This window comes from Runella sp. SP2 (genome assembly GCF_003711225.1).
Classification (GTDB): domain Bacteria; phylum Bacteroidota; class Bacteroidia; order Cytophagales; family Spirosomataceae; genus Runella.
In genome coordinates, this window is the sequence record NZ_CP031030.1 from 1620640 (window position 1) to 1646080 (window position 25441).

Sequence of the window (25441 nt, forward strand, 5' to 3'; positions counted from 1 at the left end):
TTTAATAGTCAATTTCTTCGTCTCGGAGGAGTTGGGCAAGATTCAGGGTGCAATCTTCCATCAAGGGAATATCTTCCTCAAAATTGACCAGATACCAAGGGGCATTGGGCGTAATGACAAAGATTTTCTTGGTGTGGGTCGTAATCCAAATGACTTTTTCAACCCCAAAATCAAGCATTTTCTGCGATTTGTTCAACACATAATCAAAGTCGTTCGTCAGCCCCGTTTCTTCGAGAGCTACTTTAATGTCCACTTCAATCACTATTTTGGGGGCTACATCGAAGTATTTGTCGGACAATGTTATTTTATCTTTTTCAAAAATAGCAATATCGTTGGCTAAATTACTGCCTGAACTTACGTGTAAGCCAGACTCATTGGAGGCAACTAAATATTTTTTTCGATTGATATGATTACTGACAAACCAATTGATAATAGAGACCAACACGGCCTGTAAAGAACTGCTGCCCATGATTTCTTCCAATGTTTTTTTTCCTGATAATACTTCCAAATAACCGCGATAAGGCAAGGCTTGCCCGTCGAGCTCTTCATAGACCAAGTGGGCGGGTATTTTCCGAATTTTTGGACGTCGTTTGGTGGCAATCACAACCATAGGGTGTTCATTTTTTGACAATTTTACTCAAAAAAGCAGTACAAACCAAGCCAAAACTTTATCTTGCATTATCCACTAACTTCACACAAACCCATGAGTCCGCTCTCTTTTTTAGCCCCCAAACAATGGTTGTTTATCGGCCTTATGTTGGGACTGTTCCAAGCTTCAACGGCTCAAAACGCAGTGGTTCGTGAAACCACCCAAACCCTTACCACCTATCCTTTTTCGGATCCAGACCCCGTGCCTAAACCTGGGCGTATCTATCCTTATTTTCGCTACGATGGCTACACCGACAAGCCCGTAATGAAGGATTGGAAGTTTATTGAACTCGAAAACGACTACATCAAAGTCTATATCACGCCCGAAATCGGGGGTAAAATTTGGGGCGCGTATGAAAAATCTACCAATTTCCCTTTCATTTACTTCAATCACGTCGTCAAATTCCGAGATGTGGCCATGCGGGGCGCGTGGACGTCGGGCGGGATTGAAATCAATTTTGGCGACATTGGCCACGCGCCTACGGTATCGGCGCCTGTTGATTATTTTACGCGAACCAATGCCGACGGAAGTGTAAGCTGTTTTTTGGGGGCATGGGATTGGTCGGCACGAACGCGCTGGATGGTGGAGGTAAACTTGCCCAAAGACAAAGCCTATTTTACGACCAAGTCGCACTGGTATAACGCTACGGCTTTTGAAACAAGTTATTACCATTGGATGAATGCGGGTTTTAAAGCCGCTGGAAACTTAGAATTTGTATTTCCAGGAACAAATTACATCGGTCACGACGGTGAAGTAGGCCCATGGCCAAAAGATTCGCTGGGAAGAAACCTGAATTTTTACGAACAAAACAACTTTGGTACGTACAAGTCTTACCACGTTTTGGGTAAAAGAACCGACTTTTACGGTGGTTTTTGGCACGACGACAACATGGGCTTTGTTCGTTATTCACCTTATCACGAGAAACTTGGCAAAAAAATCTGGATTTGGGGGCTGTCGCGCGAGGGGATGATTTGGGAAAAACTATTGACGGACAACGACGGCCAATACGTCGAATTGCAGTCGGGAAGGTTGTTTAACCAAGCGGCTGAGGGCAGCATGTACAGTCCCTTCAAGCACGTCTCTTTTATGCCCTACACCCACGATAGTTGGACGGAATACTGGTTTCCAGTGAAACATACCCGTGGTTTGACCCATGCAACCCCCGAAATTGCCTTGAACCTTCGTGTACAAAATGGATGGTTGAAATGGGATGCCTGTGCCATTAGTTCGCTCAACGATACCCTTACGATGTCGGTGCCATTTACCCGTGACGTGCCCGTTAAAAGACTGCTTCAATTAAAGCCATTAGAAACGGTTCGGGATTCTATCCGCTGGTCGGGTGAGGTAGAGAAATTGGCGATAAAGATAGGCGATGAACTTATTGCAGACGGACAACCAACCGCTACTCGAAGACCTTTAGCTGCCCCAAAAGAATTTGATTGGAATTCGGAGTATGGGTTATATACGCAGGCGAAAGACTTGGCTAATCAGCGAAAGTACGAGGAAGCGGCAACGTATTTAAAAAAAGTAATTGAAAAAAATAAATACCACGCAGACGCCTTGGCCGATTTAGGCGAACTCTATTTGAATTTTAAAATAGGGTGGCAAGGACATGCTTTACCGTTGATAAAACAAGCCTTAGCAATCAATGCTTATCATCCCAAAGCAAATTATCTTCAAGGCATGATGGAGTGGAACATGGTGGGTTCGTTGGATTATTTTGGCGTAGCTTCGTTACATTCAGCCTACCGTTCGCCTGCTTTGACCCAGCTTGCGATAAGGGCGATTCGTAACCAAGAATGGGCCAAAGCCGATGAGTTTGTGCAACAAGCCATAGAGGCAAATTCAACCAATTTTGATGCTCTTCAATTGGAAATTGTGGTTGCCCGAAAGCGTGGCAAAAACGCCCATGCTTTGAAATTAATCAAAGAATTGCTCTTCAAAGACCCCTTAAATCATTTTGCTCGTTTTGAGAATACGTTGATAACCAACGCGGAAGACGACAAAAAAGCATTTAGTGGCCTAATTAAAAGTGAATTGCCGCACGAAACCTATCTCGAAATAGCTCTTTGGTACAATAAGTTGCGGTTGTTTGAAGAAGGGTTACAAGTACTTGAATATGCTCCCAAAGAAGTGATGGTGCTTTTGTGGAAGTCAGAGTTGATGTCACAACTTTCTAAAGATGGCAAGCAATATCAAATGGAAGCGTTAAAAATGTCACCCGAAAGAGTTTTTCCTTTTAGAGATGGGGATACTGGGTTGTTTTTGAATGCGTTGTCATCTTCAGATAAAAATGCAGCAGAAATGGGGAGCTACTATTTCTTTTTGGCAGCCTTAGCCTTGAAACAAGTGGATGCTAAAAATATTTTACGGGTAGGAGAGCCTGAAATTAAATATGCCCCTTACTACCTTCTAAAAGCAGAGTTGCTGAAAGACAACAAAGAAGAGGTGTTAAAAGCCCTCGAAAAAGCCTACGAAATTGACCCTAAAAGTTGGCGCGTAGTGAAGCGTCTAGCTGAGTTTTATGCTGCCAACGGAGAGTTGAAAAAGGCCATTCGTATCAACGAGGAAAAGTTGACCAACTACTTAAAAACCAAAAAAGTTGAAACCTCGGGCTTGCCCGAACACGAAATTTATATTTTGGGACAACAGCGAGCAGAACTATTGAAGCAGGCTGGGCGCTACAAAGAAGCTCTTGAAGTGCTAAACTCGCTGACCATTCTGCCCAACGAAGGCGCTTCGGGAGCGCATAAATTGTACCGCGAACTTAACATTCGGTATGCCGCGACACTCAATCAGCAAAAGAAATACCGTGAAGCGTTTGCCGTTTTAGAACAGGCCGAAAAATGGCCCGAAAATCTTGGCTCGGGCGAGCCTTACAATCCTGATAACCGCTTGACGTGGTATTTGAAAAAGTGGATGACACAAAAGTTGACCAAACAAGAACCACAGCCCGCAGACATTACTAAATTAACCAAGAACTTGTCAGCTTACGAGTTTGAGCTGTTAAAGCTATTTCAGTAAGATAGGAATCAATGAATAAACGACTTGTCATTATCACAGGAAGTAACCGTGGCCTCGGGAAAGCGTTGGTGGATGTTTTTTTGAGAGAGGAGACCGAAGATATAATCGTTGGGATTTCTCGCACGTACGTGGAGCAATCTTCGCCGCGCTACGTGGATGTAGGGGCGGATTTGAGCAGCATTGAAGGCTGTGAGTCGGTGCTTTTGATGCTTGGTCAACTGATTGGCCAAGGGGCATTTGGGCAGGTGATTCTTTTCAACAATGCTGGCCGCTTGGGAGAGGTTATGCCCTCTTTTCAAGCCTCACCGTACGACATTTCCCAGACCATTTTTGTGAACCAAACGGCGCCGATGATTTTACAAAACGGCTTGCTGTCCATTGGTTCTTCCCAAAACGTCGCGGTCGAAATCATCAACCTTTTATCAGGCGCGGCACTCAAAGCCTACGATGGCTGGGGGGCGTATTGCTCGTCGAAGGCGGGGCTATTGATGGCTACCCAAGTGCTTGGTTTGGAAATAAACCTTCATCAGTTACCTGCCAAAGTTTGGGGGTTTGCGCCTGGCGTGGTGGACACCGAAATGCAGACAAACCTTCGTACTTTAGACAGTTCACAGTTTTCTCAAGTCGAGCGTTTTCAACGCCTTTTTGCTGAGGGACAACTGCGCTCTCCCGCCAGTGTAGCGACATTTTTGTACCAAGCCGTGGGGAATCCTCAGTTTGAAAACGGCGGTTTCTATGACATTCGAAATTTCTGAAAAGCAGTTGATTTTTGGGCTTTAATTTAGCTACTTTCCATCTTCAAAATCGGTATTAGCTCTGATAGGGGAAGTGCGTTTGGTGGCGTCTGTAGGACGCCGTTTGGTATTCGAGACGTTTCATTAATCCGTAGGGACATATCGTAGGCCTTAGAGGGGTAATTTTTAGGATTTTTGCGTAAAAATTTGTAGTTTTACGCCTTAATTAATACAAAAAGTACATCAATAAGTACCCTATTCGTTACCAATTCCAACATATGGCAACCGAAACGATTGAAATTTCCGAACAGATTGACAGAAGTAATTATTCAGCCGAAAACATCCAAGTTTTAGAAGGTCTCGAAGCAGTACGTAAGCGTCCTGCGATGTACATTGGAGACATTGGTATTAAGGGTCTTCACCACCTTATTTGGGAGGTAGTTGATAACTCGATTGACGAAGCGTTGGCAGGCCACTGTGACCTAATCAGTGTTGTGATTAATACTGACAATTCAGTGACGGTAAAAGACAACGGCCGTGGTATTCCAACGGGCATTCACCCCAAAGAAAAGAAATCTGCGTTGGAAGTGGTAATGACCGTTTTGCACGCAGGAGGTAAATTCGACAAAGACACCTATAAAGTATCAGGTGGTTTGCACGGGGTAGGGGTATCCTGCGTAAACGCCCTCTCAAAATACCTTCGAGTAGAAGTACACCGCGAAGGCAAGGTTTTTGAACAAGAATATAGCATTGGTAAACCTAAATATCCCGTTCGCGAAATCGGAACGGCTACTGATACAGGTACATTTGTTCATTTTTTACCTGATGATAGCATTTTTACCGTCTCAGAATATAAGTATGATACCGTAGCAAACCGTATGCGCGAGTTGGCCTTTTTGAACAAAGGAATTCGCTTAAACCTTACGGACTTGCGCGATTTAGACGAACACGGGCAGCCACGTACTGAAGACTTTCACTCTGAAGGAGGCTTGACAGAGTTTGTGACTTACCTTGATAGTACCCGCGACCAGCTTATTCCTAGTCCAATTTATATGGAGAACGATAAAGGCGTCGTGCCTGTCGAGGTGGCGATGATTTACAATACTTCGTATTCTGAAAACGTAGTTTCGTACGTCAACAACATCAATACCATCGAAGGTGGAACGCACGTTTCGGGATTCCGTATGGCCTTGACGCGTACGTTGAAAAACTACGCGGAAAAAACGGGTATTTTGGCCAAAGAAAAAATCGAAATCAGCGGCGACGACTTCCGCGAGGGCTTAACGGCCGTGATTTCGGTCAAAGTAGCCGAGCCGCAGTTTGAAGGACAAACCAAGACCAAATTAGGAAACTCCGACGTAGCTGGGGCCGTAAGTCAAGTAGTGAGCGAAATGCTCGAAAATTTCTTGCAAGAAAACCCCAAAGAGGCCCGTACGATTGTTGACAAAGTGATTTTGGCGGCAAAGGCGCGTATCGCTGCGCGTAAAGCCCGCGAAATGGTACAGCGTAAAACGGTACTTGGTGGCGGTGGTTTGCCAGGAAAGTTGGCCGACTGCTCAGAAACTGACCCATCGGCATGCGAGCTGTACTTGGTGGAGGGAGACTCGGCGGGGGGCTCGGCCAAGCAAGGTCGTAACCGCGCATTTCAGGCTATTTTGCCGTTGAGAGGTAAAATCTTAAACGTTGAAAAAGCTCAAGAATACAAAATTTACGAAAACGAAGAGATTAAAAACATCATTACGGCGCTTGGGGTGCAGTTTGGTCGTGAAGGAGACGAACGTGCGCTCAATATCGAAAAACTCCGCTACCACAAAATCATCATTATGACCGATGCCGACGTGGACGGGAGCCACATTCGGACTTTGATTTTGACGTTTTTCTTCCGCTATATGAAAGAACTCATTGACAACGGCTACATCTACATTGCCCAACCACCTTTGTATTTGGTGAAAAAAGGCAAAGAAGAGCGCTATTGTTGGACAGAAACGCAGCGTGAACAAGCCGTTCGTGAGATTTCGGGAGGAAAAGAAGACAGCGTCTATATTCAGCGTTACAAAGGTTTGGGAGAAATGAACCCAGAACAGTTGTGGGAAACAACCATGAACCCAGAAAACCGTAGCTTGAAACAAGTAGGCATTGAGTCGGGGGCGGAGTCAGATCACTTGTTCTCTATGTTGATGGGCGATGAAGTAGCGCCTCGCCGTGATTTTATCGAGCGTAACGCAAAATACGCCCGCGTTGACGTTTAAACGCCGCTTGAGAATTTATTACGTGGCGAAGGCTATGTTGAAATAACTCTTGTTAAGAAAACGTTAATAAAAGCCATTCGTCCTATCCGACGAATGGCTTTTTGTTGATAACCACCTATTTTTGAAAAATAAAATAAGTAACATGCCAGCATCCGATAACCTTAAAAATATTGCGTCAATGTTCTCCTTTGGACGCGACCGCCGTGAGCCTAAAGTAGTAGGGCAACCTGTGGAAGATCATGACCGTTTTACTCGTTCAGTCGAACGGGTAAATCAAACCATTGAGCAAAGTAATTTTATAAGCCGCGACTTAAGTTGGCTTCAGTTCAACTTTCGAGTGCTTGACCAAGCCCGTAGCAGCCGCCGAACCCTGTTTGAGCGGATGAAATTCTTGGCCATTTCAGATTCTAACCTCGATGAGTTTTTTACGATTCGGGTTGGAAGTTTATATAACTATTTAGATTACGGAAAAGAACGAGTGGACTACTCGGGGCTGCGGGAGATTCCGTTTCGAAAAGCTCTGTTATCGGCTATTCATAAATTTACCGAGGCGCAAGACGAGGTGTTTGAAAAAGAACTGATGCCTTTGTTTGCGGAGCATAAACTGCGTATTGGTGGTTGTGTGGATTTGGATGAGGTTGAAAAACAAGAGGTGGGTAAGTATTTCGACCGAACGATTTATCCGATGCTGACGCCGATGCTTTTTGACTATACCCACACGTTTCCTGTGTTATTGGCCAAAACCCTAATTTTTGCGGTGATTACCAATTCTCACGAAAAAGGAAAGGGTGACGAAGAAAATCGCCGCATTTCGTTTGTTCAAATTCCCGTCAACCTTCGACGATTTTATACGATTGAGCGAAAAGACGGAGAATTTTTGTTTATTCCAATTGAAGAAATTATCCGCCACGAATTACATAAATTGTACCGAAACGTAGAGATTACCGATATGCACTTGTTTCGTATTGTGCGTAATGGCGATTTCTCCATTGAGGAAAATGACGATGATGAAAGTGATTTTCTGGACGAGGTAAAACAGAAACTAAAAACGCGGCGTTTGGGTCGGGTGGTGCGAATGGAAGTTGAAAAAGGTATGACCGATTGGCTGCTAAACCTACTCAAAAAACGTTGGGAGTTTGATGATTATAACGTCTTTACGTGCAATCACTTACTAGATTTTACGTGCTTGTGGCAAATTATCAAACATCCAGAATTTGCCGAACTTACACCGCCTCCTCCGTCAGTAGTTCCGCCGCTGGGGCTTGAACCAGGGCAAATTTTAGACGATATTTTTGAAACCATCAAGGAAGGCGACGTGATGCTGCACCATCCTTACAATAACTTTGAGCCAGTATTGAAGATGTTGGAAGATGCCGCCGAAGACCCCCAAGTATTGGCAATTAAGCTAACGATTTATCGCCTAGCCAAAAAATCACGTATTACAGCTGCCTTGTTAAAAGCCGCTGAAAACGGAAAACACGTGTCGGTTTTGTTTGAAGTAAAGGCCCGTTTCGACGAAGAGAATAATATGCGCGAAGCCGAACGCCTCCAAAAAGCAGGTTGTTTTGTGATTTATGGCATTACGAGGTTTAAAACCCATACCAAACTTCTCCAGATTGTTCGGGCAGAGGAACAAGGAGTCATCAGTTACTCTCACCTTGCCAGCGGTAACTATAACGAAGAGACGGCAAAACTCTACACCGATATAGGCTTGCTTACTTGCGATGAAGTATATAATCGTGATATCACTGAGTTTTTCAACGTAATTACGGGACACTCGTTGCCAAACGATTACCAGTACTTGCTTACAGCGCCGCGTGATATGCGAAAACAAATCGTGAAGCTGATTCGGCGAGAAGCAGAAAATGCCGCCAAAGGACTTCCAAGTGGAATTTGCATCAAAATCAATTCGTTAGAGGATAAATCAACGATTGAAGAACTGTACAAAGCGTCGCAGGCAGGTGTACCAATTCGCCTCGTTGTTAGAGGGATTTGTTGCTTGCGTCCAGGGCGGGCAGGTTTGAGTGAAAACATTATTGTGCGGTCAATCGTGGGAGATTTCTTGGAACATACCCGCGTATTTTATTTTCATAACAATGGAAACCCCAAAGTATATGGAGGTAGTGCCGACGTGATGGTACGTTCCTTTGATCGTCGGATTGAATCCATGTTTGAATTTGTCAACCCACGGGTTAAACAACAAGCAATTCATATTTTGGACTATAATTTCCGTGATAATGTCAATGCCTATGAGTTACAGGAAGATGGTAACTACATCAAATGCGAAGACGAAAAAGGGCAGGTTTTCAATATCCATGAACGTTTTTTCCATGTTACGTTAGAAGAGGTAATGGCTACGCGCTTGTTTGTAAAAGAAGATGCGGCATTATTAGAAAAACAAAAAGAAGCGGCTACAAACATTCCTGTTTCCACAGAAACGGGAGAAGAATAAACCATGAAGTATTTTAGAACACTTGTTCAGGCTGGAGTCATCTTCTGGGGGGCAGCCATGGGCGTAGAGGCTCAAACACGCACGCCTAAGTCGCTTTTTGTGATTGTGGATGGAATTGCCTCAGATGTGATTGAAAAGCTTGATTTGCCCAATCTAAAAGCCATCGGACATCCAGCGGGTTATACCCGTGCTTATGTTGGGGGAAAGAAAAATACCTATTCTCAAACCCCCACCATATCGGCGGTGGGCTACAATAGTTTATTGACAGGAACTTGGGTTAATAAGCACAATGTTTGGGATAATAACATCAAAGAACCCAACTATCATTATTGGACTATTTTTCGCTTTTTTGAAGAACAATATCCTTACAAAAAAACAGCCATTTTTTCGACTTGGCTAGATAATAGAACCAAGCTTTTAGGTACTGGATTGGTTCAGACTAATCACTTAAAAGTGGATTATTTTTTTGATGGATTTGAACTGGATACGTTGCATTATCCCCACGATGGAGAAAAAGAATACATTCACAAAATAGACGAACGTGTGGTGGAGGAAGCCGCCCGATATATCGAAGACGAAAGCCCTGATTTAACATGGGTCTATCTTGAATATACCGACGATATGGGACATAAATACGGCGACAGCGAGCAGTTTACCAAGGCGGTTAAAATCATGGACAACCAAATGGGAAAGTTGTGGAAAGCAATTCAGTACCGTGAGGCTAACTTTAAAGAGGATTGGCAGGTGTTTATCACCACTGACCATGGACGAGATGTTACGAGTGGAAGAAACCACGGCGGGCAATCGGAGCGAGAACGGAGTACTTGGATAGTAACCAATGCCAAGGGGCTGAACGATTATTTTGGTGATAAAAAGAAACAAAATGTTCTGCCAGCGGTAGTGGATATTATGCCAACGATGGCCAAACATTTACAAATAAACATTCCCAAAGAACAGGCATTTGAAGTAGATGGTACTCCATTAACTGGGAAATTATCTTTGATTGATATGTCGGTCAAAAAAGAATCTTCAGCTATCCACGTGGGTTGGAAAGCGGTGGAAAAGAAGGAAAAAGTAAAGGTTTGGGTAACAACAACAAATCATTTTGAAGAAGGAGGACATGATTTATATTTGTTGATGGATGAAGTTCCAATTGAGAATGAAAAAACGGTAATTGATGTTTCAAAGCTGCCGTCTAAGTTGTATAAAATCGTCATAGAGGCTAAATTTAATCTTCAAAATAAGTGGGTGGTAGAATAAAAACTTCCAACCTTTTTGTTGCCAATAACGTCATGGTTTTAGAAAACACACCAATTATTTGAAGTAATTGATAATTTATACAAACCATGAGAAAAATACTGTTAATTGGATTAGTAGCGTTGGTTGGATTACGATGTAAATCATCTTCAGAAGCCATGATGATGCCCTCGGGCTGTGCCTCCGAAAAACCCATTGTTGAAGGAAAATGGACAATGACTGAGTTTCGTTATTTCGGCGGATGCTGTCCAGTAATTGCCGATTCGACTTGGAAAAAAGCCGCTAACAATTCATACTTGCTTGAGTTTACAAATAATGGAAAACTAAAAGTTACTGACTTTGGAAGTGCTGGACTGACTACCAGTAATGCAGCTCAATTAGTGACAAATTATAAAATAGATGGCAAAGAAATTTTGCTAGACGAGCAAATTGTAGGAGGTGTACCTTGGTTTAAAAAAATACTGGTTACCCAACTCACAACCCAAGAAATGATTATTGAAGTGGTAGTTGGAAAAGAAGGCGAAAAAAACGCCAGAAAGTTTGTCCGAATGTGCGAATAACGTTTTTTATCCTACATTTGAAGTTGAATAATTAACACTTAAATCAACTACTTATGTCTCGTATTGCCCTCATTACGGGTGCTTCTTCTGGAATTGGTAAAGCGACCGCAGAATCCTTTGCCGCCATTGGGATTGACCTAATTTTATGTGGCCGCCGCAAAGAACGTTTAGAAGAACTTGCTACTCAACTTGGCCAAAAAGTAAAAACAACTTTTCTGGTTTTTGATGTTCGTTCCTACAAAGAAGTTACGGAAGCCATTCAGTCGCTCCCTGAAGCGTGGAAAAATATTGATATTCTAATTAATAACGCAGGAAACGCGCACGGATTATCATCAATTCAGGAAGGAGATGTGACGGATTGGGATGCAATGATTGACGGAAACGTGCAGGGGCTGCTTTATGTGTCAAAAGCAGTGATTGATGGGATGGTCGAGCGGGGCAAAGGTCATATTGTCAATTTGAGCTCGGTCGCTGGAAAACAAACCTACGCCAACGGTGCGGTGTATTGCGCCTCTAAAAAAGCCGTAGAAGCCATCAGTGAAGGAATGCGCTTAGATTTGACGCAGCACGGAATCAAAGTGACAAACATTGCGCCAGGGGCAGTTGAGACCGAATTTTCGATAGTACGTTTTAAAGGAGACGAAACGAGGGCTTCGAAGGTATATGAAGGTTTTGATCCACTCTTAGCCCAAGATATTGCAGATGCCATTGTTTATGCAGTAAATGCACCAGCACGTGTAACTATCGCAGACTTAACGATTTATGCCTCTGCGCAGTCAGCACCCACAATAATTTTTAGAAAATAATTAAAAAAAAGCTTGACCAAAGAAATTAAATCGCACATATTTGCAGCCCGAAACGACGAAAAAAGGGCATCGGGAGTTTAGCTCAGCTGGTTCAGAGCATCTGCCTTACAAGCAGAGGGTCGGGGGTTCGAATCCCTCAACTCCCACAAAAATACAAGGAGGCTCATCTGCCTTACAAGCAGAGGGTCGGGGACGGTCGGCCGCTGCCGTTCAATCCCTCAACTCCCACGAACAAACGACGAGTTTGTCAATAAAAATAATGAAGTAAGACCTTAGGGAGTTTAGCTCAGCTGGTTCAGAGCATCTGCCTTACAAGCAGAGGGTCGGGGGTTCGAATCCCTCAACTCCCACAAACAAACGACGAGTTTGTCAATAAAAATAGTGAAGTAAGACCTTAGGGAGTTTAGCTCAGCTGGTTCAGAGCATCTGCCTTACAAGCAGAGGGTCGGGGGTTCGAATCCCTCAACTCCCACATTAGAAAAGCCTCAGTTATCTGAGGCTTTTTGCGTTTTAAGCCCTTTTAGGGAGTTGACAGCTGGTTCAGGGCATCTGCCTTCCAAGCAGAGGGTCGGGGACGGTCGGCCGCTGCCGTTCAATCCCTCAACTCCCACATTAAAAAAAAGCTTCAGTTATCTGAAGCTTTTTGCGTTTTAAGCCCATTTAGGGAGTTTAGCACAGCTGGTTTAGAGCATTTGCCTTACAAGCAGAGGGTTGGGGACGGTCGGCCGCTGCCGTTCAATCCCTCAACTCCCACATTAAAAAAAGCCTCAGTTATCTGAGGATTTTTTCGTTTTAAGCCCATTTAGGGAGTTTAACACAGCTGGTTTAAAGCATCTGCCTTACAAGCAGAGGGTCGGGGACGGTCGGCCGCTGCCGTTCGAATCCCTCAACTCCCACATTAAAGAGGCTGTCTCAAAAGCATAGTATCACCAAATTATCTTCGGCCTGTGTTCAACCTCACCCCCTAAATCCCCCTCTCCTTTCTGGAGACGGGGACTTACAAAGCCCTTCTCCTGGCAGGAGAAGGGTTGGGATGAGGTTGAATCCAAAGAATATTTTGTGACCTGTTACTTTTGAGACAGCCTTTTTGCGTTTATACCATTTTGAGAAAATTACTTCTTGGATTGGCCTGTCATCATTTCATTTAGTGCTTTTATTTTTTGATTGGGAATAAGCAAATTAAGGCTAAAGCTTTTCATTTTCCAGCCTTCCTTTTGCTTTTCATAAACGGCCACTTCCCGTAGTTCGGTTTTAAAAATCGCCCAGCCGATTTGTTTCACTACTACAGCTATTTTGCCTTCGGCCAGTGATGTTATTTCTCTCGAAATAACATTCATAGCAGGTATTCCGTTTTTCATGCCTGCTTCAATCATCGTTTTAAAACTTGTTACATCCCAACGTTCACTGCGGTCTGTACCATAGAAAATACAATCGGAGGCAATAGGTTGGAACATGGCTTCTAGGTTTTTTGAAGCAAATGATGCCTCAAATTGTTTGTCGGCCTCTTCGACAGCTTGGCTATCAAATGTTTGTGCTTGAAGTGCCGAATAGAAAAAAAATGAAACGAGTAATAGGGTGATTCTTTTCATTATTTTAAAAAAATTTAATGGATTGTTAAATAGAGCCGTATTGCTTTTTGACAATTCAAATTTGGGTGTTTTTACAGCACTTTGAAGGATAGAATATGCCCAGTGCAGCAACCAATGATTGTATGGTAACTTTCATTGAGCCTGTGTTTTGAAAGGGCTGATTTTAAGACCTACTTTTGCGAAGTTGAACTTATCAGTGAACCAGATGCAGATTAATTTTCTCTTTTTTCTTGCAGGAGTGGGGTTATTCATGGCTATTTTTTCGTTTTTCAAATCCGCCATTAACCATTGGGAACGGGCTAGTATGTACTGCTCGGCTACCTACCTGTGTTTTTTTCTGAATATGATTTTATGGACGGGTGCATTTCATTTTGGAGAAAATACTTGGCAATTGGGGTTATGGTTCAATCAGATGGTGCCTATTTGTATGTTTATGCTTTACCGAGAGTTTTTGAATGTACGCCAACAGCGCCCACTGCTTTATAAAGTAATGACGGCTTCTATTATTGTTCTTTTTGTTAGCAATTTGGCCTTGCTTTACGAGCTGTTCGATGGGCATAACAATAGGATTTTTGAATTGGTCTTTGAGTATTTATTGATTTTTGTAGAATTTTTCCTTCCATTGGCTTATCTACGTTATTGGCAGCACCCGATTTACCGTTATGCTGCATGGTCGAGCTGGGTATCTGCACTGTCGTTTATTGGTTATGTGTTGATTGTCCGTTTTGGAGTACCATCGCCTTTTTCAAAGGAATTTCCGTCTGCGAATTTGATGAATATTGCTTTGATGCTTGATGGTGTTTTGTTTTTGTTTGCCCTCACCATACGCGATAGGCAAATTGTGACCGAAAAAATTCAGCTTCAACAACAAGCTATCGCTAATGAACTCAAAGCGTTACGTTCTCAGATGAACCCGCATTTTATCTTCAATGCACTCAATTCTATCAAAAGTTTTACGTTGAATAACGATTCGGAGCAGGCCAATTATTACCTGACAAAATTTTCAAAGCTTATTCGTCAAGTCTTGGAAAATTCGCGTAGTGAGAAGATTTCACTCAACAATGAACTGGAAATGCTTAGGTTGTATCTGGATATGGAAAAACTGCGAGTAGGAGATAAGTTTGATTATGAAATACTGATAGAAGATGAAATAGAAGCCGAATTTATAGAGATTCCTCCAATGCTTCTTCAGCCTTATGTCGAAAATGCAATATGGCATGGACTGATGCACAAAGAAGGCAAAGGCAAGGTAAGAATAGAAGTACTTCAGCTACAGAATAAATTGATTATTTTTATTGAAGACGATGGAATAGGAAGACAAAAAGCAACTGAACTCAAATCAAAAACAGGGACAAATCATAAGTCTTTCGGAACAAAAATAACTGCTGAACGACTTGATATTTTCAAAAATCTTTACAACATGAATGCCACCGTCTCTTTTGAGGATTTGAAAAACACCAGAAACTCGGAAACAGGAACAAAGGTGAGCATTGAAATACCGATATGAAAACGATCATTATAGACGATGAGCCTCATTGTCGGAATGTCATTGAACGCATTTTGGCTAAACACTGCCCTGAAATCAAGGTGGTAGATACTGCCACCAATGGGGTTGAGGGATTAAAAGCGATTTTAAAACACCAGCCAGATGTGGTGTTTCTGGACATCGAAATGCCCAAAATGAATGGCTTTCAAATGCTCGACGCTTTGGGGGATGAAGACATGACCTTTACACTTATTTTTACAACAGCTTATGACAAATTTGCTGTCCAAGCGTTTAAATATTCCGCTTTTGACTATTTGTTGAAACCTATTGATGATGATGAGCTAGTGGCGGCCATACAGAAATTGAAGAAAAAAAATACGCCTTCACAGCAAATTCAACAACTTAGACAAAATCTTCATTCAAAAGGGGAATTTAACAGACTAACGATTTCCCATACCAAGGGCATTACTTTTATTGAACTTGCTGATATTATCACTTTAGAAGCGGATGGTAATTACACTAAAATTTATGTGGTAGGTGGGGAGATGGTGTTGGCTTCCAAAACGCTTGGTTACTTTGATGAGTTACTGGCAGAACATCCTTCGTTTTTTAGAACACATAAGCAATTTATCATTAACTTGGGCTGGATTAAAGAATACCTTAGTGGTGATTATAATGAAATCCTTCTCAAAAATGGCTTAACTGTCAAATTGGCTCGAACACGTCGAGAGGCATTTATGGAGCTTTTTAGGAGATTTTAACCGAACCCAATTCTCTATAATTCCTATGTATTTTTTATTTGTTTTCACAATAACCCTTGCTAGCTGGGGAAAAAACCTGCCACTTTTTCACCAAACAGACCCTCAGGAAATGACTGTGTTCCAAAATGGACTAGAAGGCTATAAATGTTACCGAATTCCTGCTATCGTTAAAGCACCTAATGGCGACTTATTGGCTTTTGCCGAAGCACGCCGCAACAATTGTGGTGATTTTGGCGACGTGGAAATTGTGATGAAAAGCAGTCTTGACCAAGGAAAATCTTGGTCTGCGCTACAGGTGGTGGCAGATAACGGTTCCGACCAAGTAGGAAATCAAGCGCCCGTTTTTGACCTTACCGATAAACGATACCCAAAAGGACGACTTTTCTTGTTTTACAACACAGGAACTGCCCACGAACAAGAAGTGCGAGAAGGGAAAGCCATTCGCGAAGTTTGGTACAAAACAAGCACCAACAATGGACGAACATGGTCAGAACCTGTCAATATCACAACGCAGGTTTCAAAGCCGAATAAACCTGAAATAAACCCCCATTATGCTTTTAAGGAAGATTGGCGCTCTTATGCTAATACTCCTGGGCATGGTTTGCAGATTCAGAAGGGGGCGTACAAAGGTCGAATTTTTATCGCGGCCAATCATTCGGAAGGGCCTCCTCAGCCTTTGTCGAGAGATTACATTGCGCATGGATTTTATACCGATGACCACGGACAATCATTTAAACTATCTCCTAATGTAGCCTACGCAGGCAGTAATGAGGCGATTGCAACGGAAACCTCGGACGGTAGTTTGCTTTTTAATTGCCGCAATCAGTCGGGGGATGCCAAGTATCGTATTCAGGCTTTTACCAAAAATGCGGGAGAAACGTGGTCGGAGGTGAAAGTGATGACCGACTTACCTGATCCAGTTTGTCAGGGAAGTATGATTGATTTTGAGCCTCAAAAAGGAAAAAAAGTATTGATTTTTTCCAACTTAAACAGCCAAACTAAACGCGAAAAATTGACCATTCGGGTGAGTGAAGACGATGGGAAAAGCTGGTCGGCTGGTAAGGAAATTTATGAAGGAGCAGCAGCTTATTCCGACTTGGTGGTACAAAAAGACCAGCAAATTGGGGTTTTATACGAAAAAGATGATTATACCAAAATAGTCTATGCTGTTTTTGGATACAAATGGTTGATTAAATAAAGAACCATATGTTTTGGGCAATGACACCTGTCTTCTAACAATCTATGTGTATATTCGTACGTTTGATACGAAAAAGCCCAATGCCCTACTATGAAAACCCGATTATCCATGCTCTTCGTCTTATGGAGCTCGTTGGTGCAGTTGGGTGCCATTCAGGAGCCTCAGTGGAAAATTTATCCCAACCCCGCCACGGAATACGTAACGGTTGAATTCAAACTACAATTACCTTCGCGAGTGATTGTTAAAATTCTTGACCCCAACGGGCAGCTTGTACGGTTATTAACCAATGATTTATACCCTACAGGTTCACACTTTATAAAGACGACGCTGTTTTCAATTCCTACTGGATATTATCTTATTCATTGCGAACAAGGCGATGAGACTTGGACAAAGAAATTTGTTGTCAAATAAAACCTCCTAAACAAAAATAGCCCTTCTAAAAAGGGCTATTTTTGTTTATCCACATAATGAAAATTATTTTTTCGGCATCGCAAAGATACTTTCGTCGATGGTTGGGTTGAGCTCTAACTTGGTTATTGTCGTTACAATTGCACCCGCTTGAGGGTTTGAGATCTCCGTAGTATGGGGAAACGAAATCCCATCGACCACTTTATAATTAGACATTTTTGTATCAACCTCTACCGACTGCCCACTCACCGTAACCTTAATGGATGTTTTGGCCGTAAGATACGTTTTTGTGTCAATGTAGTGGGTCATAATGGTGCCGTCTTTGGAGGTAAGTTTTACTTTAAATGTTTCATTTCCGTCCAGGGTTTCTTTGCCCAATAACTCGGCAACAGCACCTGACTCTTTGACGTTGGCCATGCCCGATAAGTCTAACTGCGATGCCGTAGCTTTAACTTGTTCGTCTGGAAGAGCCACGGGGTCAGCGCCCTGCATTGGATTAATAGTCCAGCCTTTATCGCCGTCGATGGCAACAACGATGCTTTGACCCATCACTTCAATGTCGTTGCGCATTCCGCGCTTATGGACAATGACCGACTTTGAAGCCAAATCCATCCCCATGACCGACGTCGTGCTTTCCATTCGCATCGATTTAAGGGCGTTGAGTTTGGCCGAGCCACCACGGGCATCAATGGCTTTAGAAATAATTTCATCGGCTGTTTGTCCGAAACTAGCAGATGCACTAGCAAAAACGATGGTTAAGGAAAAAAGTAGCTGTTTCATGATTTTATTGGGAAGTTAAACAAGTGCAGATGCGCCTTTGACGCCCTGAACGTACGAAGTGATGTCTTTTTCAAGCTCAGTGCTTTCTTGCAAAACCCGTATGAAAGCACTACCGATGATAGCACCACTTGCGTGTTCACAAGCTTTGTTAAAGGTTTCGTTGTCTTTGATACCAAAGCCAATTAAGCGCGGGTTTTTGAGGTTCATGGCGTTGACTCGCGCAAAATAAGCCTCCATGTCGTGGCTAACGCCTGATTGTGAGCCTGTCACGCTTGCCGACGATACCATGTAAATAAACCCTTCACTCGATTCGTCGATTTGGCGAATGCGTTTTTCGGTAGTTTGAGGCGTAATTAAGAAAATATTGAGTATGCCGTACTTGTCAAACGTAGGTTTATAATAGGCTAAATACTCATCAACGGGCATATCAGGTAAAATAAGCCCATCAACGCCTACTTCTGCACATTGCTGGCAAAAATTTTCAATGCCAAATTGGAGAACGGGGTTGATGTATCCCATCAGCAACACGGGCAGCGTTATTTCTGAGCGCATTCCACGAAGTTGCTCGAATAGTTTCTTGACACTCATCCCGTTTTCAAGCGATTGTTCATTGCTTTTTTGGATGGTTTCACCGTCAGCTACGGGGTCTGAGTAAGGCATACCAATTTCAACCAAGTTCGCTCCTGCGTCTTCGAGGGCTTTTAGCACACGGCGGGTGTCGTTTAGCTGTGGAAAACCTGCCGTAAAATATACGTTTAGATTGTGGGTGGGGTTCTTCTGGAAAAGTTGAACAATTCGATTCATGCTGGGTTTATTTTTTTGGTAAATGTAGGATTTTCCACTACGACAACCAAAATTTAGGGTGTGCCTATTTGAACGGCAAAGCGTACTACTTGAACAACAACTTACTTTTTACAACCACCTCCAATACCCGCTCGCGGAGGTTGCGGCTGATGGGGATGAGCTGATTCTGAATAGAAAGCTCTGTAGGTTCGATGCGCTCGATTTTGGCAATAGCTACCAAATACGATTTATGAACCCGTAAAAATTGGCTCGGGTCAAGGTACTCTTCTACGGTTTTTAGGGGAAGCAGCGTCATAAATTTTCCTCGCAGGGTGTGAATAATCACGTAGTTTTGGAGGGCTTGAACAAACAGAATTTCGTCCACTAAAATTTTCTCGTACTTGCTTTCACATTTGATAAACAAATAATCGGGTTCGCTGTTTTGAGGAGAATTTTGAAGCGCCTGATTCTTTAAAAAGTACAAATCTTTGGCTTTGTTGGTGGCTTTGAAAAAACGATTGAACGTGATGGGTTTTAATAAATAATCGACCACATCAAACTGAAATCCTTCTAGGGCATAGTTGGGGTAGGCGGTCGTCAGAATAACCATCGGAAGGTTAGGTTTGATTTTTAGAAAATCTAACCCCGTCATGTGGGGCATTTGAATGTCCAAAAATATAAGATCAATATTCTGACTTTCAAGGGTTTTGTTGAGTTCTAGTGGGTTTTCTGCCACACCCACGAGGCTCAAGTAATCTACCACCTCGACGTACTTCATAAGCCCTTCGCTGGCCAAAGGTTCATCGTCCACTATGACGCATTTGAGTTTCATCCAAAAAATTTTATAAAATTTTCAACCTTGTTTTGCCCCATTTTTCTTGAATATTTTATCAAAAAAAACAAATTGGTACGTTAAGGCATTTTCCCAATAATCCCAAGTGTGTCCGCCGCTTCTTTCCGTATAATCATGCGGAATTTTTTGTGCCACCATTTTTTCGTGTAAAGCCCTGTTTACATCAATCAGATAGTCATCTACGCCACAATCAATGCTTATTGGCAGGGCATTTTTCTTCAATAATTCCAACATATTTACAATGGAATTATTCTTAAATATTTCAGAATCTGGGTTTGAAGTACCCAATATTCGTTCAAATTCTCTTTTCGTACCCGAAAAATCGCCCGTAATTTTAAATTTTGTATAATTCATATCCACTCCGCCACTTATCGAGCCAGCACAAGCGTACAAATCTGGATGCCGAGCCGATAAATACAATGCTCCATGACCGCCCATCGAATATCCTGTAATCGCTCGACCTATATTTCCCTTCACCGTTCTGTAAAGTGCGTCTATTTTTTCAACTACTTCTTTGGAAACATGGGTTTCAAATTGGCTTTTTTTATCAAAAGGGCTGTCTATATACCAACTGTATATTTCACCTTCGGGCATCACAATTAGGGTATTATATTGGTCGGCAAGGCTGGTCAAAAAACTTTTATTGGGTGTCTTATTGAGCCACGTATTAAAATGCCCCATAGCTCCATGAAGCAAATACACAACAGGATATTTTTTGTCATTTTGGGCGTAAGATGCAGGTTTTATGACGACCGCTTTGTAGGTGACCTGCATGGCTTTACTCTTAATATTTACTGTATCTATCTCAGCAGCAGTAGATTGTAAAGAAATTGCATAGAATGCCAATAAAGATAAAGGTTTCAGGAAATTCATGGTTGGTTGGTTAAATAATTTTTAGATAAAGTAAAAATAAACAAATTTCAGGGAATAGAAATGTTTGAAAATCTAAGTTATTCGTAATTTGTTGAGTTTATAAATTTGAAAGTTGTACGTTTAGGTTTACTTTAAAAATATTAGGGCTGTTATTGAAATCAAGGTTATAATTATTCGGGTATAATAGTTCAAGTCTTCGTACTATATTTTTTAGCCCAATTCCCGAACTTCCCATATTCAATACTCCGCTGTAACTATTTTCTATCATTAATTCTAAAACACCAGAATCATTCACCGAACACCGAAGTTTTATAAAATTCTTTTGTGTTTTTCCTTTTGAAACGTGCTTAAAGGCATTCTCAACAAAAGGCAACAAAATAAATGGTGCAATCTGGTGCCCTGCTGCCGACTCATGGTTTAATTCAAAGGTTAATTCGGTTTGATTTTCGTTCAAACGCAGGGTTTCTAATTCAATAAAATTCTCCAAAAACTGCAAGTCTTTGCTTAACAGAATCTCTTGGTCATTGCACTCATAGAGCTGATAACGAAGCATTTCCGAAAAATTTGCCAGCGATTCTGACGCCAAATCGGGATTTTTGTGAATCAGGACAAAAATAGAATTGATAGTATTGAACAAAAAATGGGGATTAATCTGCGATTTTAGGTACTTCAGTTCTGTTTCGAGTTGATTTTTTTCTAACGTCAAACGTTTGCGTTCGGCAACAAGCCAATTTTGCCCTAATTTTATGCTCATCGCCAGTGTCATGGCTCCTGCTGTAGAGGGTAGGGCAGCAGTCGAATAGATGATAAACCACTGGTCGGGGCGTTTGTTGAATAATTCAAAAAAGGTTTTTTCTGACAAATAAGCATTCAAAAAATAGCCACAAGTGATAAATCCTGTACATACCAAAACCGTCAAAATAACCAAGGTAATATACGCTTTGTAGTTGCCAACGTACAAAAACTTGGGTATAAGAAAGTACAAGTTGAAATAGGCTCCCGCTGCTTGGAAAATGATGTAACCAATGAACTTGATGGGTGCTTCACCCTTGAACAAATAACCAATCACGCCTTCCAAACTCCCCACGTTAAATATCATCCAAAGCAGATGGTAACTTATCCAAAAAGGAATGTGGTGAAGTTTGTATCTGAAAAACCAATGTTGCATTTTCGCCTATTTTATACTGAAAAATAACAGTTTATGACGTACCAATGCCCCAAAGATTGATGTAGTGTCGAAAATAATTGACGAAAGTGATAGAGGCAGGAGAGGCAAATGGAGTCAAGGTTAGTGGGTTTTGTTTGATTTTTGTAATTTTACCCCATGAACAAGACCGAAACAATCGAAGATTTTTATAAGCTCAAACTGAACTGGATGCCTCAAAATTTGGGGAAAGAGATGGGGCATTTTAATGTTTTCAAACTGGAAGACTTTGTGGCAAAATACGCGCAATGTATCCCGTATAGTCGGAAAGATTTTTTCAAAATAAGCTTAATTATTGGAAAAAACAGGGCGCATTATGCCGATAAAACCATCGATATCGACAAACAAGCATTGATTTTTTCCAATCCACAAATCCCTTATAACTGGGAATATCTGCAGGAGGAGCAGTCGGGTTATTTCTGCATTTTCACGGAAGCGTTTTTTAACCAATTCGGAAATATCAAAGAATACCCTGTTTTTAAACCTGGCGGAAACCCTGTATTTTTGATAGAAGACGAAGATTTAGAGCCGATAAAAACAATTTATCTAAAAATTTGTAGAGAAATTGAGTCGGACTATCTCTATAAATATGATGCTATCCGTGCTTTGGTGCTCGAATTGATTCATTTGGCGCAGCGAATGCAGCCTGCGGAGGTTTTTTATACCCATCAAAATGCGGCTACGCGTATTTCGTCCGTTTTTATGGAATTGTTGGAACGGCAGTTTCCGATTGAGTCTCCTTTTCAACAAATGAAATTTCGTTCACCTACGGATTTTGCCGATCAATTGGCCGTTCACGTCAATCATTTAAACCGTGCTTTGAAAGATATTACGGGCAAAACCACATCGCAGGTGATTGCAGAACGTATTGCCCAAGAAGCAAAAGCATTGTTGAAACATACCGACTGGCAAATTGCAGAAATAAGTACTTGCCTTGGCTTTGAAGAATCACCTCATTTTATCAATTTTTTCAAAAAACACACGCAGCTTACACCTAAAGCCTTCCGAAGTGCACAAGTTGTTTGATTTTTGCAGTTATCGGTTTGCTTGTTACAACCTCACTCGGGCGTCTTGCTTCTACTTTTGTGCCATCAAATAATCGAAAAACAGAACAAAAAATGGACACACAAAAAGTTTGGTTTGTAACAGGCGCGTCGAAGGGTTTGGGGCTTAGTTTGGTGAAAAAACTAATAAACGAAGGCTATAAAGTAGCGGCAACTTCAAGGAAATTGGAAGACTTAACACGAGAAATGGGGGAGGCTTCCGATGTATTTTTACCACTTCAAGTCGATTTAGTCAATGAGCAAAGCGTAGCAAATGCCATTGCTGAGACGGTGGCAAAATGGGGGACAATAGAGGTCGTGGTCAACAATGCTGGGTATGGGCAATTGGGTACGTTGGAAGAATTAAGTGATGCCGAAGCCCGGCAAAATTTTGATGTAAACGTGTTTGGATCACTCAATGTTATTCGGTTGGTTATGCCGCATTTCAGGGCACAGCTATCGGGTAATATTTTCAATATTTCATCTATTGGGGGCTTTACGGGCAATTTTCCTGGTTGGGGAATTTACTGTGCTACTAAGTTTGCCGTCGCAGGTTTTACCGAATCGCTTGCGGCCGAAGCAAAGGCGTTTGGCATAAGTGCAACAGTGGTATATCCAGGTTATTTTCGCACCAGTTTTTTGTCGAAAGAATCGCTCAATACACCCATAAATGAGATTGCTGCGTACAAAGAAGCAAGAGAAATTCAGGCATTGCATGAGACCCAAATCAGCGGAAACCAACCTGGCGACCCCGATAAAGCAGCCGCAGTATTGATTGATGTGGTTAAAAACGGTACGGCTCCTTTGCATTTATTTTTGGGACAAGATGCGTATGAGTTGGCAAAATCTAAGTTAGTCACCATTCAAAAAGACTTGGCAGCCCACGAGACATTGGCTACTGCTACTAATTTCAATTGAGGCATTTTAAAGGCGATTAATAGTAGCTAATCCTTCTTTTTGACCTTCTGTTTAATTTTGGGGTTTACCGTATGAAGGACGCATAGGACAAAAGGAGTTTGGCTTTACCCTGATTGTATTTGTGATTGGTATGTTTTTGATTCAAACCCTCTCCGCACTTGCCATCGGTACCAAACTCCTGTCCGAAGAAATTGTAATTCCTGTTTTTTGCCTGCTCGTACTGCCTATTGTTACGTTTTCATTGGCTCAAGGGGCAAAACGATGCCATGACTTTTTTCATTCTGCTATGTCTATTTCGATTGCGCCATTTTTACCCGAATCTCCATACTTTGCAAGGGCAGTTTGGGCCGATAACGACCTGAGGCTGTATTTTTTGTTGGTTAGGTTGATTTTATCACCCAATTTCGCAGGTTTGCCATCTATGACTAAATAATATACCTTACCCAGAAAATTTATTCTACCATTGGTAATGGTATTATTTTTTCCAAATTTGATAATGGATTTTCCTTCAAAATACAGCTCATTATTTTCTGCCGACCAATTGAGCCTTTCGCCATAAAAAGTACCTGAAACATTGGTGTTTATAGGATTATCCAAAACCGTTTTTTGAAGCTTGTCGATATGTGTTTCGGCTGGTTTATCAAAAATAACCGTTTGTTGCTTATCGGTATTTACATCGAATGGCCTATCCAAAACAACTGTTTGTGGTTTATCTACAATTGTTTCCATTTTAGCGGTGGAGTTTGTAGTAATTTTTGTCTGTGCATTGCTATTTACACCCAAACTTGCGACTGTGGCTGCTACCAGCCCGATTGATTTTAAACTTTTCATTGAATCTGCATTTATAGTTAAAGAATCATTTTGACTATTGATGCGATTTTCTGAAATGGTGGCAGTGTCTTCTGAAATTTTATTTTTTTGAGATTCAATCATTGAATCGTTTTGTTCAAAATTTGCCCAAAAAACCAAAGAGGCTACCCCAATACTTAAAATGGGAACCGCAGCACTCAAATAAGTATAAAGAAAAGGGAGTTTAGGGTTAACTAGAGGTGCTGAAACACTGGAGTTTGTAAATAAATCGAATGAAATACTTTTGGAAGCGGAGATTTCAAAATACTCTAAACGTTTTTTACATAGTTCATCAATATTCCAAAAAAGTAAGAAAACGGCTGATTTTTTCTTCTTTTGATTGAGTAACTCCTTGATTCTCTTACGAGCTCTTGCCAAATGCGATTTTGAAGTACCTTCGCTAATACCGAGTTCTTTGGCAATTTGAGCATGGCTAAAGCCATCAATCACATAAAGATTAAACACCATTTTATGGTGCTCAGGCAATTGATTAATTACCGCTAAAAGCTCTGCTTCTGAGAAGTCTTGTTTTTCTTCGTACGTTGATTCTTCAGTATTTTCCATCTCATGTTGCAGAAAATCAGTTATGTATTTCTGTTTTTGTTGGTCACGCAAATATTGCAAGCATTGATTCACCATGATTCGCCGCAACCATGCTTCAAATGGTCCTTTTCCTTCAAACTCAGCCACTTTTTCATAAGCCAACAAAAAGGCATCGTGGGCTAAATCTTCGGCTATTTCCCTATCTGTCGTATAGCGATAGCCTACACCAATCAATTTATTGATGTTTTGGCGGTAGGCTTTTTCCCAAAATGTTTTTGAGGCTACTATCAAATTTGAATGTTCCATAGATTACATGATGCAAAAAATAGAAAGGGTGGCAGGGAAGAACAAATAAATTTATCAAAAAATAATTTTTGTCCGAAATTAGATAACACCCCTAATGCCTGCATTTCATCAATCAA

21 protein-coding genes, 5 tRNA genes and 1 pseudogene are annotated in these 25441 nt (G+C 41.7%); 19 read left to right on the top strand and 8 right to left on the bottom strand.

Features of this window, described 5'->3' with window-relative positions; translation table 11 throughout:
- Position 1: 1 nt before the first annotated feature.
- Positions 2-610 carry a Uma2 family endonuclease gene (locus DTQ70_RS06755; protein ID WP_122930103.1) on the bottom strand — a complete coding sequence of 203 codons (609 nt, stop codon included), beginning with the start codon at positions 608-610 and terminating at the stop codon, positions 2-4.
- A 93-nt stretch (positions 611-703) separates the two neighbouring features.
- Between DTQ70_RS06755 and DTQ70_RS06760 the strand changes: the two genes are divergently transcribed.
- From DTQ70_RS06760 to DTQ70_RS06810, 12 genes are all read left to right on the top strand, one after another.
- Positions 704-3673, top strand: a complete 2970-nt coding sequence (locus tag DTQ70_RS06760; protein WP_122930104.1) for a DUF5107 domain-containing protein — start codon at positions 704-706, stop codon at positions 3671-3673.
- A gap of 11 nt (positions 3674-3684) precedes the next feature.
- Complete coding sequence (locus DTQ70_RS06765) at positions 3685-4428, top strand: SDR family NAD(P)-dependent oxidoreductase (protein ID WP_122930105.1); 744 nt, start codon at positions 3685-3687, stop codon at positions 4426-4428.
- 257 nt (positions 4429-4685) lie between these two features.
- The gene (gene gyrB / locus DTQ70_RS06770) at positions 4686-6656 is read left to right on the top strand and encodes a DNA topoisomerase (ATP-hydrolyzing) subunit B (RefSeq protein WP_206019644.1); all 1971 of its coding nucleotides are present in this window, start codon (positions 4686-4688) and stop codon (positions 6654-6656) included.
- A gap of 142 nt (positions 6657-6798) precedes the next feature.
- Entirely contained in the window at positions 6799-9108 is a 2310-nt protein-coding gene (gene ppk1, locus DTQ70_RS06775; protein WP_122930106.1) for a polyphosphate kinase 1, read from the top strand.
- A gap of 57 nt (positions 9109-9165) precedes the next feature.
- On the top strand, positions 9166-10368 hold the full coding sequence (locus tag DTQ70_RS06780; RefSeq protein WP_409050429.1) for an alkaline phosphatase family protein: 1203 nt from the start codon (positions 9166-9168) through the stop codon (positions 10366-10368).
- Between the two features lie 86 nt (positions 10369-10454).
- The gene (locus DTQ70_RS06785; RefSeq protein WP_122930108.1) at positions 10455-10925 is read left to right on the top strand and encodes a hypothetical protein; all 471 of its coding nucleotides are present in this window, start codon (positions 10455-10457) and stop codon (positions 10923-10925) included.
- A gap of 53 nt (positions 10926-10978) precedes the next feature.
- A complete protein-coding gene (locus DTQ70_RS06790) occupies positions 10979-11731 on the top strand; it encodes an SDR family NAD(P)-dependent oxidoreductase (protein WP_122930109.1) in 753 nt (250 codons plus the stop codon).
- Between the two features lie 71 nt (positions 11732-11802).
- Positions 11803-11877, top strand: a tRNA-Val gene (locus DTQ70_RS06795).
- A 129-nt stretch (positions 11878-12006) separates the two neighbouring features.
- Positions 12007-12081: transfer RNA gene (locus DTQ70_RS06800), tRNA-Val, on the top strand.
- Positions 12082-12128: 47 nt separating this feature from the next.
- Positions 12129-12203 (top strand) — tRNA-Val (locus DTQ70_RS06805).
- A gap of 51 nt (positions 12204-12254) precedes the next feature.
- A tRNA-Gly gene (locus DTQ70_RS30610) sits at positions 12255-12341 on the top strand.
- A gap of 53 nt (positions 12342-12394) precedes the next feature.
- A tRNA-Val gene (locus DTQ70_RS06810) sits at positions 12395-12484 on the top strand.
- A 359-nt stretch (positions 12485-12843) separates the two neighbouring features.
- Here DTQ70_RS06810 and DTQ70_RS06820 read toward each other — a convergent pair.
- Positions 12844-13374, bottom strand: a complete 531-nt coding sequence (locus DTQ70_RS06820) for a nuclear transport factor 2 family protein (RefSeq protein WP_164489900.1) — start codon at positions 13372-13374, stop codon at positions 12844-12846.
- Positions 13375-13525: 151 nt separating this feature from the next.
- Between DTQ70_RS06820 and DTQ70_RS06825 the strand changes: the two genes are divergently transcribed.
- The 4 genes from DTQ70_RS06825 (at position 13526) to DTQ70_RS06840 (ending at position 17176) form a co-directional block, all read left to right on the top strand.
- Positions 13526-14827 (top strand): sensor histidine kinase, encoded by a 1302-nt coding sequence (locus DTQ70_RS06825; RefSeq protein WP_122930111.1) that lies wholly within the window; start codon positions 13526-13528, stop codon positions 14825-14827.
- Positions 14824-15567 (top strand): LytTR family DNA-binding domain-containing protein, encoded by a 744-nt coding sequence (locus DTQ70_RS06830; protein ID WP_122930112.1) that lies wholly within the window; start codon positions 14824-14826, stop codon positions 15565-15567. The genes DTQ70_RS06825 and DTQ70_RS06830 overlap by 4 nt, the downstream gene beginning before the upstream one ends.
- A gap of 109 nt (positions 15568-15676) precedes the next feature.
- Positions 15677-16765: an exo-alpha-sialidase gene (locus tag DTQ70_RS06835; protein ID WP_229600091.1), complete on the top strand. Its 1089-nt coding sequence runs from the start codon at positions 15677-15679 to the stop codon at positions 16763-16765.
- Between the two features lie 108 nt (positions 16766-16873).
- Positions 16874-17176 carry a T9SS type A sorting domain-containing protein gene (locus tag DTQ70_RS06840; RefSeq protein ID WP_164489901.1) on the top strand — a complete coding sequence of 101 codons (303 nt, stop codon included), beginning with the start codon at positions 16874-16876 and terminating at the stop codon, positions 17174-17176.
- A 63-nt stretch (positions 17177-17239) separates the two neighbouring features.
- Here the strand turns inward: DTQ70_RS06840 and DTQ70_RS06845 are convergent, their stop codons facing one another.
- The 5 genes from DTQ70_RS06845 to DTQ70_RS06865 all read right to left on the bottom strand — a co-directional run bounded on the left by DTQ70_RS06845 (position 17240) and on the right by DTQ70_RS06865 (position 21630).
- A complete protein-coding gene (locus DTQ70_RS06845; protein ID WP_122930115.1) occupies positions 17240-17953 on the bottom strand; it encodes a DUF4292 domain-containing protein in 714 nt (237 codons plus the stop codon).
- 15 nt (positions 17954-17968) lie between these two features.
- Entirely contained in the window at positions 17969-18757 is a 789-nt protein-coding gene (trpA, locus tag DTQ70_RS06850; RefSeq protein ID WP_122930116.1) for a tryptophan synthase subunit alpha, read from the bottom strand.
- A gap of 85 nt (positions 18758-18842) precedes the next feature.
- A complete protein-coding gene (locus DTQ70_RS06855) occupies positions 18843-19568 on the bottom strand; it encodes a LytTR family DNA-binding domain-containing protein (protein ID WP_122930117.1) in 726 nt (241 codons plus the stop codon).
- A gap of 21 nt (positions 19569-19589) precedes the next feature.
- Positions 19590-20462, bottom strand: a complete 873-nt coding sequence (locus DTQ70_RS06860; protein ID WP_122930118.1) for an alpha/beta hydrolase family protein — start codon at positions 20460-20462, stop codon at positions 19590-19592.
- Between the two features lie 97 nt (positions 20463-20559).
- Entirely contained in the window at positions 20560-21630 is a 1071-nt protein-coding gene (locus DTQ70_RS06865; protein ID WP_122930119.1) for a sensor histidine kinase, read from the bottom strand.
- A 156-nt stretch (positions 21631-21786) separates the two neighbouring features.
- Between DTQ70_RS06865 and DTQ70_RS06870 the strand changes: the two genes are divergently transcribed.
- From DTQ70_RS06870 to DTQ70_RS31295, 3 genes and pseudogenes are all read left to right on the top strand, one after another.
- A complete protein-coding gene (locus tag DTQ70_RS06870; RefSeq protein ID WP_122930120.1) occupies positions 21787-22692 on the top strand; it encodes an AraC family transcriptional regulator in 906 nt (301 codons plus the stop codon).
- 92 nt (positions 22693-22784) lie between these two features.
- Complete coding sequence (locus DTQ70_RS06875; protein ID WP_122930121.1) at positions 22785-23627, top strand: SDR family oxidoreductase; 843 nt, start codon at positions 22785-22787, stop codon at positions 23625-23627.
- 130 nt (positions 23628-23757) lie between these two features.
- Positions 23758-23874: pseudogene (locus DTQ70_RS31295) on the top strand (hypothetical protein); the annotation flags it as partial.
- Between the two features lie 29 nt (positions 23875-23903).
- On the opposite strand, the gene DTQ70_RS06885 reads toward DTQ70_RS31295, so the two are convergent.
- Complete coding sequence (locus DTQ70_RS06885; protein WP_122930123.1) at positions 23904-25325, bottom strand: RNA polymerase sigma factor; 1422 nt, start codon at positions 25323-25325, stop codon at positions 23904-23906.
- Positions 25326-25441 lie beyond the last annotated feature (116 nt).

Excerpts from the sequence above, each read along its gene's own strand:
- DTQ70_RS06780 (WP_409050429.1), top strand. The coding sequence starts at position 9,166 with ATGGGCGTAGAGGCTCAAACACGCACGCCTAAGTCGCTTTTTGTGATT.
- DTQ70_RS06855 (WP_122930117.1), bottom strand. The coding sequence starts at position 19,568 with ATGAAACTCAAATGCGTCATAGTGGACGATGAACCTTTGGCCAGCGAA.
- DTQ70_RS06830 (WP_122930112.1), top strand. The coding sequence starts at position 14,824 with ATGAAAACGATCATTATAGACGATGAGCCTCATTGTCGGAATGTCATT.
- DTQ70_RS06760 (WP_122930104.1), top strand. The coding sequence starts at position 704 with ATGAGTCCGCTCTCTTTTTTAGCCCCCAAACAATGGTTGTTTATCGGC.
- DTQ70_RS06825 (WP_122930111.1), top strand. The coding sequence starts at position 13,526 with ATGCAGATTAATTTTCTCTTTTTTCTTGCAGGAGTGGGGTTATTCATG.
- DTQ70_RS06875 (WP_122930121.1), top strand. The coding sequence starts at position 22,785 with ATGGACACACAAAAAGTTTGGTTTGTAACAGGCGCGTCGAAGGGTTTG.
- DTQ70_RS06785 (WP_122930108.1), top strand. The coding sequence starts at position 10,455 with ATGAGAAAAATACTGTTAATTGGATTAGTAGCGTTGGTTGGATTACGA.
- DTQ70_RS06885 (WP_122930123.1), bottom strand. The coding sequence starts at position 25,325 with ATGGAACATTCAAATTTGATAGTAGCCTCAAAAACATTTTGGGAAAAA.
- DTQ70_RS06865 (WP_122930119.1), bottom strand. The coding sequence starts at position 21,630 with ATGCAACATTGGTTTTTCAGATACAAACTTCACCACATTCCTTTTTGG.
- DTQ70_RS06860 (WP_122930118.1), bottom strand. The coding sequence starts at position 20,462 with ATGAATTTCCTGAAACCTTTATCTTTATTGGCATTCTATGCAATTTCT.
- DTQ70_RS06790 (WP_122930109.1), top strand. The coding sequence starts at position 10,979 with ATGTCTCGTATTGCCCTCATTACGGGTGCTTCTTCTGGAATTGGTAAA.
- gyrB (WP_206019644.1), top strand. The coding sequence starts at position 4,686 with ATGGCAACCGAAACGATTGAAATTTCCGAACAGATTGACAGAAGTAAT.
- DTQ70_RS06840 (WP_164489901.1), top strand. The coding sequence starts at position 16,874 with ATGCTCTTCGTCTTATGGAGCTCGTTGGTGCAGTTGGGTGCCATTCAG.
- DTQ70_RS06755 (WP_122930103.1), bottom strand. The coding sequence starts at position 610 with ATGGTTGTGATTGCCACCAAACGACGTCCAAAAATTCGGAAAATACCC.
- DTQ70_RS06870 (WP_122930120.1), top strand. The coding sequence starts at position 21,787 with ATGAACAAGACCGAAACAATCGAAGATTTTTATAAGCTCAAACTGAAC.
- DTQ70_RS06835 (WP_229600091.1), top strand. The coding sequence starts at position 15,677 with ATGACTGTGTTCCAAAATGGACTAGAAGGCTATAAATGTTACCGAATT.
- ppk1 (WP_122930106.1), top strand. The coding sequence starts at position 6,799 with ATGCCAGCATCCGATAACCTTAAAAATATTGCGTCAATGTTCTCCTTT.
- trpA (WP_122930116.1), bottom strand. The coding sequence starts at position 18,757 with ATGAATCGAATTGTTCAACTTTTCCAGAAGAACCCCACCCACAATCTA.
- DTQ70_RS06845 (WP_122930115.1), bottom strand. The coding sequence starts at position 17,953 with ATGAAACAGCTACTTTTTTCCTTAACCATCGTTTTTGCTAGTGCATCT.
- DTQ70_RS06765 (WP_122930105.1), top strand. The coding sequence starts at position 3,685 with ATGAATAAACGACTTGTCATTATCACAGGAAGTAACCGTGGCCTCGGG.